At 70.1% G+C, this 12071-nt stretch carries 8 protein-coding genes; 3 read left to right on the top strand and 5 right to left on the bottom strand.

The genetic code is table 11. The annotated features are described in order from the left end of the window. Positions 1-145: 145 nt before the first annotated feature. The gene (locus EUC46_RS11105; RefSeq protein WP_128774228.1) at positions 146-2410 is read right to left on the bottom strand and encodes a protein kinase domain-containing protein; all 2265 of its coding nucleotides are present in this window, start codon (positions 2408-2410) and stop codon (positions 146-148) included. A gap of 229 nt (positions 2411-2639) precedes the next feature. Here EUC46_RS11105 and EUC46_RS11100 point away from each other — a divergent pair, with 229 nt between their 5' ends. The 3 genes from EUC46_RS11100 (at position 2640) to EUC46_RS11090 (ending at position 6957) form a co-directional block, all read left to right on the top strand. Beyond that, the gene (locus EUC46_RS11100; RefSeq protein ID WP_128774227.1) at positions 2640-3767 is read left to right on the top strand and encodes an ABC transporter ATP-binding protein; all 1128 of its coding nucleotides are present in this window, start codon (positions 2640-2642) and stop codon (positions 3765-3767) included. A gap of 187 nt (positions 3768-3954) precedes the next feature. Next, positions 3955-5520 (top strand): hypothetical protein, encoded by a 1566-nt coding sequence (locus EUC46_RS11095; RefSeq protein ID WP_128774226.1) that lies wholly within the window; start codon positions 3955-3957, stop codon positions 5518-5520. A 66-nt stretch (positions 5521-5586) separates the two neighbouring features. Continuing rightward, the gene (locus EUC46_RS11090) at positions 5587-6957 is read left to right on the top strand and encodes a DUF4032 domain-containing protein (RefSeq protein WP_128774225.1); all 1371 of its coding nucleotides are present in this window, start codon (positions 5587-5589) and stop codon (positions 6955-6957) included. 102 nt (positions 6958-7059) lie between these two features. Here EUC46_RS11090 and EUC46_RS11085 read toward each other — a convergent pair whose 3' ends face one another. The 4 genes from EUC46_RS11085 to ispF form a co-directional block, all read right to left on the bottom strand. After that, a complete protein-coding gene (locus EUC46_RS11085; RefSeq protein ID WP_128774224.1) occupies positions 7060-8301 on the bottom strand; it encodes a hypothetical protein in 1242 nt (413 codons plus the stop codon). A 96-nt stretch (positions 8302-8397) separates the two neighbouring features. After that, positions 8398-9396 (bottom strand): 23S rRNA (guanosine(2251)-2'-O)-methyltransferase RlmB, encoded by a 999-nt coding sequence (gene rlmB / locus EUC46_RS11080; protein ID WP_128774223.1) that lies wholly within the window; start codon positions 9394-9396, stop codon positions 8398-8400. 128 nt (positions 9397-9524) lie between these two features. Next, positions 9525-11132 (bottom strand): cysteine--tRNA ligase, encoded by a 1608-nt coding sequence (gene cysS, locus EUC46_RS11075; protein ID WP_128774222.1) that lies wholly within the window; start codon positions 11130-11132, stop codon positions 9525-9527. Between the two features lie 34 nt (positions 11133-11166). After that, entirely contained in the window at positions 11167-11757 is a 591-nt protein-coding gene (gene ispF / locus EUC46_RS11070) for a 2-C-methyl-D-erythritol 2,4-cyclodiphosphate synthase (protein WP_128774221.1), read from the bottom strand. Positions 11758-12071 lie beyond the last annotated feature (314 nt).

The raw sequence follows: 12071 nt of genomic DNA, 5'->3' as shown, positions 1-12071 counted from the left end.
GCTCCTCCGATTCGATTTCGGCACCATGCACGACGACGCGGCGCGCCACCGGCTGTGAACAGACAGTAGGCATTGTGCCTGGCTTTTGCCGCGAAGGGCAGCCCCGCCCCTGCGGCCTGTCTCACGCGCCCAGTGCCCCGATCCCTCAGGAGACGTACCAGCTCTCCGGGATCGGGGACAATGTAACGGGCAGGAGCTGGAGTAGATGCAGGAGCACGAACACCGCCGCCACCGCCACCAAGGTGATGGCCACCGCTATACGGACCATCTTGGTGGGCATGATCGTCTCAATGGCGAGGGCCCCACCGCGACGCGTCGACGCCGCCCAGGGCGCGAACCAGACCCCGACCTCCAGAATCACGATAATGAGAACGATGATCCGCATTGCGCCGTGGGGGGAGATGTCCTCGGTCGACCCTTGGGCGTTGGTGGCCACGTAAAACACGACCACCGCCACCACGAGGGACAGGAGGAAGGCGAAGAAGGTCGACAGCAGTGAGCGCAGCAGATACCAGGGCAGCGCCGCCGCCATCCGGGTGTTATCGCTCGGTGAGATCCGCCCCATCCGCAGGCGGCGCCAGCGACGCGCATCGTCGGCTCGACCGACGGTGCCGACGATCAGGGTGAGGACCGCCAGCACAATGGGCATCCAGACGGGGGCGAAGAAGCTCACCGCAGCAATGAACGCCCCAATGGCGCCAACCACCCCGGGGTGACGGTCGGGTTCACGCGCCCAGCTGGGCAAGTTGCTGGCGGGCTGCCCGGGCATGACGGCCGGGCGGGCCATTGGCTGGGGCATGGCGGCGGGCGCCGGCGCTGCCATCGGGGGAGGTGTGGGCACCGGGGGCTGCGGGCGGGCCATTGGCGCCGGCTGCATGGCCGCTTGCGGCACCATTGCGGAGCGCATGGCCGGCGTAGGGGGCTGCGGCCCGCTCTGGACGGCCGGCGAGAACGCCTGCATCGAGGCCGCCGGAGCCACCTGGTGCGGGCCGGTGCCGCCATTGGTCACCGGCTGAGCACCAGTCACCGACTGAGCACCAGTCGCCGGTTGAGCACCAGGGGCTATTGAGGCGGGGGCTGCTTCCACCGGCGAGAGGATCGAGGTTCCGCTGGAGGCCTCCCCCGACGCCGAACCGTAGCCGCTGGGCGGGAAGGAGGGCGGTGGCGCGGACGGGGAGGCGGCGGGCTTGGAGTCCCCCACCACACCGTAGGACGCCGAGGACGCCGGGGAGGAGGACGCCGAGGACACTGCGCCGTAACCGCCGGTGGCCTCGTGGCCGTTAGGGCTGGGCGCCGCGTGTCTTCCGCTGGGGGCGGCGGGCTCGGCGCTGGGGGCGGCGTGCCTGCCACTGGAAGAGGAGGGCGACTGCGAGGCGGGGGACTGCGCCGCTGGGGATGGTGCGGCGCGGGAATCCGCAGCGGCGGGATCGGGGAGCATCCCGTAACCCAGGTCGAAGGCGCCGGTGTCCACGGCGGCCTCCTGGGCCAGGCTCTCCCCCAGGGCGTGGGCGAGGGCCTTCTCCCCGGTGCCGCCGTCGGCGATCTCGTCAATGACGGCCAGGAGGTCCTCAATGGGCAGGCGGTCCTTGCTCGTGGGGGCCAGGGCGGCGGCGAAGGCGCGGGCCAGGGCGGGGCTGTCCCCCTCCAAGTTCCCCAACTCGGGGGTGCCGGCGTAAACGCGCCGGAAGACGGCCTGCCAGGGGCCGGAGCCGAAGGGGGCGCGCCCAGTGACCGCGAAAAGCAGGACCCCGGCGCAGGCGTACCAGTCCACCCCGGGGCTGGGATCGTCGCCGTCGAGCATCTCGGGCGGGATGAACCCGGGCGTGCCGGTGACCTGGCCGGTCTGGGTCAGGCGGACGTCGTCGGCGACCTGGGCAATGCCGAAGTCGATGAGGACCGGCCCCTGAGCCCCGAGCATGACATTGGAGGGCTTGAGGTCGCGGTGAATGACGCCGGCCGTGTGAACCTCGGTGAGAGCCTCGACCAGGCCGTGGGCGAGGTCGGACAGGTCGCGGATATCGGTGGTCAGGTCGTAGGCGCCCTCGTGGTCGACTTCGTACTGCAGGGTCGGCCCGTCAACCAGCTCGGTAATGACAAAGGTCACACCACTGCCGCCGTCGGAGTCGCCGGTCTCAATGTCCAGGATGCGGGCGACGCTGGAGTGGCGGACCCGCGCCAGGACGGAGGCCTCCCTGTCCAAACGGCGGCGGGCAGTGGGGTCGGCGGCGATCTGGGGGTGGAGGATCTTCATCGCAACGTGATTGCCCTCGCCGTCGGCGACCTCCCACACCACCCCCATGCCGCCGGCGCCCAGGCGCCGGACCAGCCGGTAGCCGCCAATGAGACTTCCGGCGCGCAATGCGGACAGGGGCGGCGAGGCGGCGGCCCGGGCGTCGGGAATCTGCGTCATGCCGAACACACTACCGGCAGGCCCGCCAGAGCCTCAGGAGGTGAGTGGACTCACACATCGGTATTCACTCATTTTGAAATCACTATGGCTGATCGTCGCCCTCCTGTGACAACATGAGCCTTACCGCGGGGCTCCCGCCCGGCGGTACGTGTCAATGCGGACACGCATCGGCACCTCCCACTTCGGATCGTCCGGCACGTACCTGCCGGTGAGAGGGATCAAATAGCCCATGGCAACTGTCACCTTCGACCACGCTACCCGCATCTACCCCGGCAATGACCGCCCCAGCGTGGACGCCCTCAACCTCGAGATCGCCGACGGCGAATTCCTGGTCCTGGTTGGGCCCTCCGGTTGCGGCAAGTCAACATCACTGCGGATGCTCGCGGGCCTGGAGGATGTCAACTCCGGCCGGATCCTCATCGGTGACCGTGATGTCACCGACGTCCAGCCCAAGGACCGCGACATCGCAATGGTCTTCCAGAACTACGCCCTGTACCCCCACATGTCAGTGCACGACAATATGGGCTTCGCCCTGAAGATCGCGGGCACCCCCAAGGATGAGATCGACAAGCGCGTGCGCGATGCCGCCAAGATCCTGGGCCTGACGGAGTACCTGGATCGCAAGCCCAAAGCCCTTTCCGGCGGCCAGCGCCAGCGCGTGGCCATGGGTCGGGCCATTGTGCGCAAGCCGAAGGTCTTCCTCATGGACGAGCCCCTGTCCAACTTGGACGCCAAGCTCCGTGTGCAGACCCGCACCCAGATCGCCTCCTTGCAGCGCTCACTGGGCGTGACCACCGTCTACGTCACCCACGACCAGACCGAGGCCCTGACCATGGGCGACCGCATTGCGGTCCTCAAGGACGGAATCCTTCAGCAGGTCGGCACCCCCCGTGAGATGTACGACAAGCCCGCCAACGAGTTCGTCGCCGGCTTCATTGGCTCGCCGGCCATGAACCTGGGCAAGTTCACGGTCTCCGGTGACGTGGCCACCCTCGGCTCGGCCAGCATTCGGCTCTCCCGGGCCACCCTGGACGCCATCACCCCGGAGGACGAGGGCAAGGTCACCATTGGTTTCCGCCCCGAGTCACTGGATGTCGTCTCGGCCACCGACAAGCTGTCCATCCCGGTGCGCATCTCCTTCGTGGAGGAGCTCGGTTCAGACGCCTACGTCTACGGGGAACTCGTGGGCAATGAGGGATCGGACTCCAAGCTCGGCAGTGGTGAGGACTCCAGCCAGGTGATTGTGCGCGTGCCCCCGCGCACCGCCCCGGACGCTGGTGAGACCATCTACGTGCGCATCCGCCCCGGACAGGAGCACATCTTCTCCGCCTCCACCGGCGACCGTCTGCCTGTCTGACCGGACGCATCAACTGGCGCACAGTGCCGCCATCCGGGAGCCCCGCCCCAGTGCGGGGCTCCCGCTCGTCTCCGCCCGCCTTCTCCCGTCCCGGTCTCCCCTGTCTTTCCCCTGTCCCCATCCCGTCTCCGTTTCCCCGTCCTCCCTTGTTGTCTCATCCCCCGACTCCCGGAGCACCGGAACAGCCATGATCATCAACCCGCCGAAGATCGTCGAGTACGAGCTGCACCTGGCGCGCCCCATCACCCCGACCGACCTCGCCGCGGCCTTCGGACCCGATCTCGTCTTCGAGGAGTCCCCCGACGACGGGAGCCTCACCTTCTCCCACCCCTTCCACACCATCAGCATCCGCCCGCTGGATCCGGCCGACAGCTTCCTCGGGCCCAAGAGGGACTGGTCGGGACTGTGGTGGGAGGAGTGGTGGGACGATGAGCTGTACTGGGAGAAGATCATGGAGAAGATGCGGGAGGACGAGGACTTCACCCCTCCGCTCCCGATCCCCCGGGACGTACTGGCGACCTTCACCCACCCCTACACCCTGGAGATGTCCGGCTGGTCCTCGGCCCCCTCGGGACTGTCCAGCGGCCCGGACACCCTGGTCTCCCGAGTCGGCGGGCTCCAAATCGACGAGGAAGCCTATGTTGTCCTAACCGAGAACACCAAGGAGTGGGTCGAGAAGGCCAGGGCTCAGGCCGAGCACGACACCGCGCAACAGTGGGAGGACGCACCTGCTGCCCGCCCCGCGGAGGACGACGAGCCGTCGGTTCTGCGCCGGTGGATGACGAGGCTCGTTCTCGGCATGATCCTGGTGGTGCTGCTGGTCGGTCCCTGGGCGCTGGTGGCCTGGGGGTGGGCGATCGACAGCGAGAGACTCATGACCGTCGGGATGGCCTTCATCCTCCTCATCTATATGTTCATCTTGTACCTGGTCCTGGAGGAAGCGGGGAGCGCGCGCATGGCCGTCCTGCTGCGCGTGCTCCTCGTCGGGGTACCCGAGGCAGCGCTGTGCACCGCGGTCTGGCTGGCAGCGCGGGCGGGCAATATGGATCTCATGGCCTACTTCGCAGCCATGGCGATCTTAGTCCTCCTTCTCTGCTGGCTGCCCGTCGAGGTGGGCCTGCGCCTCGAGCCCGACGAGACCGGCGCGCCAGCCGGCCGGCACATCTCCTGGCGCCGCCTGGAACGGAGTCTGCGCAGAGAGACACGCCGCCTGGAACGGAGCCGGCGCCGGGAGATGCGTCGTAGCGGACAGGGGCCCGGCCAGGTCGGCGAGCAGGTCCTCGTACTGCCGGTCGTCGCCGTCGGGCGCCGGCGCATGAGGAGCATGCGCCGCAGTCGTCGCAGTCGCCTCTGTCTCCTCGTTGCCGACGCCCAGGGCGTGCGGCTGCGCACCGCGGGCCGCTTCCGGAGCCGGACCGTGCTGGAGACACCCGTGAACCGCCTGTCCCTGTGGGCCATGGCGGAGTACTCCACTGATGGCCCCTGCCTGGACATCGACCAGCCGGTACTCATCCTCGAGACCCCCGAGGGCTGCCTCCCGCTCGCGGTGCTCACCAGGCGCCGCGAGCGCAGCGCGGTGACCTGCGGGCACGGCAGGTCCTCATGTGATGTTGACGTGGTCGGTGTCGATGAGGCCGCCACCGCGGCCGCCGGCCAGGACCTCGCGCGGAGCCTCGGCCTCGGGGCGCCCACGCCCCTGCCGCGCCTCCTGCGCCGACCCAACCGAACACCCAGCCACGACACCCGGCCGTGACTGACTCACTGCCTCGATCCGCGCGGCCAACGCACCGTCGTCGTGGTTTCCTGAAAGAATGTGCCCATGTCCCAGTCCATGCAGATTACCGCGGCAACCATTGACCCCGCCCTGCTTGACCTCCCCTGGGAAATCCCGCTGGAGAAGTGGCCCACCGAGGTTCTGGCCGCCCTGGCGCGGGGCCTGTCGAGGCACATCGTCCGCTTCGTCAACCTCTCCGAGCGGGTGATCGCCGTCAAGGAGATCGGCGAGCACGTCGCCTACCGGGAGTATGAACTGCTGCGGAATCTGCTGCGCCTGGGAGCCCCCTGCGTGACCCCCACCGCGGTTATTACCGGCCGCCGTGACGTCAATGGGGAGGAGCTCAACTCCGTACTCGTCACCGAGCACCTGTCCTACTCCCTGCCCTACCGCGCCCTGTTCAGCCAGTACATGCGCCCCGAGACCGCCACCCGGCTCATTGACGCCCTGGCGGTGCTCCTGGTGCGCCTGCACCTGCTGGGCTTCTTCTGGGGGGATGTCTCCCTCTCCAATACCCTCTTCCGCCGCGACGCCGGCGCCTTCGCCGCCTACCTGGTGGACGCTGAGACCGGGGAGCTCTACCCGGAGGGCCTCACCGAAGGCAAGCGCCTCTACGACATTGACGTGGCGCGCACCAATATCATTGGCGAGCTCATGGACCTCCAGGCCGGTGCGCTACTGGAGCCCAGTGTGGACACCATTGAGGTCGGGGACCGCATTGTGACCCGCTACACCGACCTGTGGGACGTGCTCACCGCTGAGGAGTCCTTCTCCCTGGCCGACCGCTGGCGGGTGCGCTCACGCATTGAGCGGCTCAATGAACTGGGCTACGACGTCGGCGAACTCACCATGCGCACCGACGCCCAGGGCCAGTACATGGTGATTCAGCCCAAGGTCGTGGACGCCGGCCACTACCACCGCCAGGTCATGCGCCTGACGGGCCTGGACGTCCAGGAGCGCCAGGGCCAGCGCATGCTCAACGACCTGGAGGCCTTCCGCACAATCCGGGGCCTCAAGGACGCGCCCATTGAGCAAGTGGCGCACGCCTGGCTCGCGGAGGTCTTCGAGCCGACCATTCGGGCCGTGCCCATGGAACTACGGCGCAAACTGGAGCCCGCTGAGATCTTCCACGAGGTCCTGGAGCACCGTTGGTACATGTCCGAGCAGCAGCAGCGGGACGTGAGCACCGAGGAGGCCGTGGCGGACTACGTGGCGCACGTCCTGCCCCAGCACTGGGACGAGCAGTCCTACCTCTCCCTGGGGGACACCCACGAGATGACGGCGATCTTCTCCGACGATGAGGAGGAGCACCTCGAGGACGACGCCGAGTTCGCCGCCCGCGACGAAGAGACAGCCGCCGCCTACGAGGCCAACCCCATGGGCTTCACCGCCGGCCTGCGCTTCAAGGGCGAGTAGCGCCCGCCCCGGCCACGAGTAGCGCCACCTGGACCGGCAAGGGCGGGCATTGACCACGCGCCCCGCCCGGTCGGGCCCGTGCGCGTGGCCCCCTTCTTCGTCTCAGGCCCCGAGCTCCTCGGCAACCATGGCCATCTCCTCGTCGGCCCGGCGCCGCAATTCGCGGTGACGGGTCCAGGAGGCCAGGGAGGTTTCGGCGACGGCGTCCAGGAGCAGGAAGGTCCCGAAAGCCACCATGCCCACGGGCAGCGCCCCGGTGCGGCGACGACGGCGCAGCGCGGTGCCCAGCAGCGCCCCGCCCACGCCGGCCTCCAGGATGGCCCCCACGCGCACCGCCCACGGCATCTCAGTGACGGTGCGAACATAGGAGCGCCAGAAGGCCGAGCCAGGAGTGGAGGGGTCGGCGAGCATGAGCCCCACCGAACGGCCCACCGCGTTGGACAGGCCCCGCGGCTCGTGGACGACGGCGCCCGGCACCTCGGCGGGGGCCAGGCGGCCGGTGAGAACGGCCTCCACCCAGGCCGGTAGACCCAGCGCCTCCACCAGGGCGACCATGCCGTCAATGCCCGGCGTCGCCAGGGCGGCGGCCACCGCCTCCTGGTCAGCCCCGGGCACGGCCCCGGCGATGGCCGAAGCATCGGTGACGTCAGTGAGAAGATCCTCGACGATCCCCTTCAGGGCGGGTCCGGGATTGTCCACCCCGCCCCACACGTAGCGCGAGGTCATGCCCCAGGAGAAGACGGCGTCGTCCTCCTGGTCATCGGTGGTCACCGCGCGCACAGTCATGTCCTCCAGGTCGGCGCGCAGAATGAGTGCCGGAAGGGACTCCTCATCCCAACCGTAGGTGCCCAGATCCGGCCCCTCCCCGGAGTACATGACCAGTCGCCGCTCCAGGCCGGGCATTGAGGCCACCGCCAAGGGCCGCTCGAGAAGCGTGGCCTGCAGGGGCACCATGTAGGCGCTCAAAGGAGAAACCACAATGGTGCGCGAGGTGGCGGCGCCGTGCGAGGAGACCTCGGGCAGGTCCGTGCCGGCGGGCAGGGCGTTGAAGGTGGCCGGGCCAATGGTGGCCACCGCGGAGAACTCCCGGGCCAGGCTCTCGCAGAGCTCGGAGACCCCGACGCCGGCCATGACCCCGCCCCGAGTGGGCGGGGTGACGGCCACACGGCCCTCGACGTCGGCCAGCAGGGTCACCGACAGCAGGTGCGGGGTGGAGGGGTACCACTCCAGACGGGCGACGACGCGCTCGGCCTCCAGGCGCGCAGCGACGTCCTCGGGCTGGGTACCCGGTGCGATAACCACGCCCTCGGTGCGGTTCCAGCGCTGGGCGGCGTCCTGAGCCATGGCGGTCTCCTTGTGTTGCGTGCGCCCCATTGTGTCAGCATCGGCCGCCCGGTGGGGGTCGGCCGGGCCCCGAGGCGCGGGGATCGGTCGGGGGTCTCAGTTCTGGGAGGCCCGGGCGGCGCGCCGGAGCCGGTCAACCTCGTACAGGGCGATACCGGTGGCCACAGCGGCGTTAAGGGACTCCACGGTGCGGGAGATGGGGATGGAGACCACAACGTCGCAGGCCTGGCGCACCAGGCGGGACAGGCCCGCCCCCTCGGCACCGGTGACCAGAACCAGCGGCATGTCCGCCACGGTGAGGTTCTCCAGGCTCTCCTGGCCCCGGCCATCGAGTCCGACGACGAAGCAGCCCTTCTTCTTAAGCGCCTCCAGGGTGCGCACGAGGTTGGTCTCGCGGGCCACCGGGACGCGGGCGGCCGCCCCGGCGGAGACCTTCCAGGCGGCGGCGGTCACCCCGGCGCTGCGGCGTTCGGTGACAATGACGCCGTCGGCGCCGAAGGCGCCGGCGCTACGCAGAACCGCCCCGAGGTTGTGGGGGTCGGTGACCTGGTCGAGGGCCACGAGCAGGGGCGTGCGGCCCGCGTCCCGGGAGTGTTCCAGGAGGCCGGCGGCGTCGGTGTACTCGTAGGCGGGGATCTCCGCGGCGACGCCCTGGTGGGCGGCGCCCTCGGTGAGGGCGTCCAAGCCCATCCTGGTGGTGTCCAGGACGGGGGCTCCCAGCAGGGCGGCACGGCGCACAACCGCCTCCAGGCGCTCATCGGAGTCGGCCGGCACCGCCATAAAGACCCGGGTCATGGGGATTGCGGCGCGGGCGGCCTCGGCCACGGCGTTGCGTCCGCAGATGATCTCGTGGTCGGCCGGCACCGCGAAGCGGCTGCGCATCCTCTCCAGCCGCTGGGCGCGGGTGGGTTGGGCGGCGCGGGCCTCGGCCCGCGCCCGGGCCCGGGCTTTAGGGTGGCCGACGCGGTTCTCGGCCCGCGGGGTGGGGCCCTTGCCCTCCAGGCCCTGGCGGCGGTTGCCGCCTGAGCCCTTGGTGGGGCCCTTCTTCTTCCCGGGCTTGCGCAGAGCGCCGTGCGGGCGGTCGTTTCCAGGCATCGCAGCGGGCCTCCTCAATCTCAATTCTGTGCGCGGCGGGCCCCGGGCCCGCCGGTGGGTCGGTACCGCCCAGGACCGGGCGGTTGGGGATGGAGTTGTCGGTGGCGGGCCGGGCCCGCCGGGGCGGCTCAGCCCAGGTGCCAGCGGACGCCCGAGGCCGAATCCTCGACGACGACGCCGGCGCGGGCCAACTCCTCGCGCAGGGCGTCGGCGCGGGCCCAGTCCTTGGCGGCACGAGCCCGGGCGCGCTCGGCGAGCAGGGAGGTCACCAGGTGGTCCAGGGCGTCCATGGCGGCTGAGGACCCCGAGGAGGTGGCGCCGTCGAGCACCCTGGTGCGCCACGGCTCGGCCAGGGGGTCCAGGCCCAGCACGTCGAGTTGGGAGCGCAGGTCCAGGGCCAGGGCGGCAACCAGGGCGCCCAGGGTGGGGGCGGCCGCCAGGTGCGCAGCCGGGTCCCGCCCGACGACGGCGACGCGCTGCTTGGCGCTCAGAGGCACCGCAGCGTCCTGGTCCAGGGCCATGGCCGTGTTGAGGGCCTTGAGGGTGGCATGGACGGTGGTCATGGCCCCGGCGAGGTTGAGGTCTTCGTCCATAGCGGCGGTGAAGGCCGCGGGCAGGGGACGGGAGCGCACCTCCCGGCTCGGGGCGTCCACGGCGTCGTCGTAGGTCAGGGCCCGCACCACGGCGCCGCTAAGGCGCTCCCACAAGGAGGCCGCCTCGGCGAGGGTCTCGGCGGAGAACTCCACGGTGGAGCGGTGGTGGACGGTGCCCAGGGCCAGGCGCAGGACGGCCGGCTCGTGGTGTGTGAGCAGTTCGGCGACCACCAGGGAGTTGCCCAGGGATTTGCTCATCTTCTCGCCTTTGACGGTGACCCAGGCGTTGTGCACCCAGTGGCGGGCGAAGCCCCAGCCGGCGCCATGGGACTGGGCCTGCTCGTTCTCGTGGTGGGGGAAGCGCAAGTCGATCCCGCCGCCGTGAATGTCGAATTCCTCACCGAGGTAGCGCCAACTCATGGCGGAGCACTCCAGGTGCCAACCGGGCCGGCCGCGCCCCCAGGGGGCGTGCCAGGCGGCGTCAGCCGGCTCAGAGGGCTTAATGGCCTTCCACAGGGCGAAGTCGCGCCGGTCGCGCTTGTCGGCTTCCATGGCGTCGTCGATCTGAGACTCGTCTTCGGTGGTGGCCAGGTCCTCAGGGCGCTGGTTGGTCAGCGAGCCGTAATCGGGCAGGGAGGAGACGTCGAAGTAGACATTGCCGGCCTGACCGATGTAGGCGTGGCCGCGGTCCAGGAGCCGGGCGACCAGTTCAATCATCTCGGGGATGTGGCCGGTAGCGCGCGGCTCGTAGGTGGGGGCGTCCACTCCCAGGGCGCGGTAGGCGGCGTCGAACTCGCGCTCGTGGCGCTGCGCCCAAGCCCACCATGGGATGGGGGGCTTGGCGGCCGCGGACTTGGTCAGGATCTTGTCGTCAATGTCGGTGACGTTGCGGATGAGGCGCACCTCCACGCCGCTGCGCTCCAGCCAGCGGCGCAGGACGTCGAAGGCGATGGCGCTGCGCATGTGGCCAATATGGGGCGACCCCTGGACGGTGGCACCGCACAGGTAGATCGTGACAACTCCGGGCGTGACAGTGGGCGCCAGGGGCACCACTGCGCGGGCGGCGGAGTCGTACAGGCGCAAGGCGGGCTGGGCGGCCGCTGCGGTGGCTGCCGGGGCGGCGCTGGTCGGCTCGGAGGTCACGGGCTCAGGCTACCCGGCCCGCCCACCGGCTCTGTCACCGGCCCGAGGCGGGTCCATTCGCAGTGCCGCCAGTCTGAGCGCAACCGCCTGGCCCACCGTTGCCGCTGGGGTAGACCAGCGCGGCGGCAATGGCCAGCAGGCCCTCCTGGCGTCCCAGGAACCCCAGGCGGTCAGTGGTGGTGGCCGAGAACTGGACCGGGGCGCCGGCGGCGGCGCTCAGGGCGGCGGTGGCCTCGGCCATGCGCCCGACCACCCGGGGGCGCTCTCCGACGAGTTGGACGGCGACGTTGCCGATCTCGAATCCGGCCTCGCGCACGCGCCGGGCGGCCTCGGCCAGAAGAGTGGCACCCGGGGCCCCAGCCCACTGCGGCTCCGCGGTACCGAAGTTGCTCCCCAGGTCCCCCAGAGCAGCGGCCGAGAAAAGGGCGTCGCAGCAGGCGTGGGCGACGACGTCACCGTCGGAGTGCCCGCTCAAGCCCACCTGTCCGGGCCACTCCAGGCACGCCAGGCGCATGGGGGTGCCGGAATCAGCGGCCGCAAAAGCGTGGACGTCCACGCCTATGCCAGTGCGCGGCAGGACCGGCACCGGCGGGCCGGGAGGAGTCTCAAGGGTGGGGCGGCTCATGGCCTCAGTGTGCCTCACGGCGGCCTCTGGACGGGCCGGAGTCTGCGCCTGTGCGGACGCGTGGCCCCGGCGGCCGGTCATCGACGCGACACTGTGTCCAGGCACGCCTCCCGACCGGGCACGTCTCCTGGCCGGGCACGCCCGCATCGAGAAGGCATCCCTGATGCTCTTCGACGTCACGGCCCTTAATGAGCCTTTCTCACTGGGAGTGGGGGTCGAGGGGTGAAGATGGTTGGAGTGGTGCGGGGAGGTGGGTGTGTCGTAGACGAAGGCACGCGGAGCCGTGCGTCAGAGTTGTTTTCGACCAAGAAAAC

Origin of the sequence: Actinomyces oricola, from assembly GCF_004104015.1 — a bacterium.
Lineage (GTDB): Bacteria > Actinomycetota > Actinomycetes > Actinomycetales > Actinomycetaceae > Actinomyces > Actinomyces oricola.
Note: the sequence above shows the minus strand (reverse complement) of the source record. Positions and strands in the feature narration are given on the sequence as shown.

Bases quoted from the DNA above. Each gene is read 5' to 3' on its own strand.
- rlmB (WP_128774223.1), bottom strand. From the start codon at position 9,396: ATGCCTGGAAACGACCGCCCGCACGGCGCTCTGCGCAAGCCCGGGAAG.
- EUC46_RS11095 (WP_128774226.1), top strand. From the start codon at position 3,955: ATGATCATCAACCCGCCGAAGATCGTCGAGTACGAGCTGCACCTGGCG.
- EUC46_RS11105 (WP_128774228.1), bottom strand. From the start codon at position 2,410: ATGACGCAGATTCCCGACGCCCGGGCCGCCGCCTCGCCGCCCCTGTCC.
- ispF (WP_128774221.1), bottom strand. From the start codon at position 11,757: ATGAGCCGCCCCACCCTTGAGACTCCTCCCGGCCCGCCGGTGCCGGTC.
- EUC46_RS11090 (WP_128774225.1), top strand. From the start codon at position 5,587: ATGTCCCAGTCCATGCAGATTACCGCGGCAACCATTGACCCCGCCCTG.
- EUC46_RS11085 (WP_128774224.1), bottom strand. From the start codon at position 8,301: ATGGCTCAGGACGCCGCCCAGCGCTGGAACCGCACCGAGGGCGTGGTT.
- EUC46_RS11100 (WP_128774227.1), top strand. From the start codon at position 2,640: ATGGCAACTGTCACCTTCGACCACGCTACCCGCATCTACCCCGGCAAT.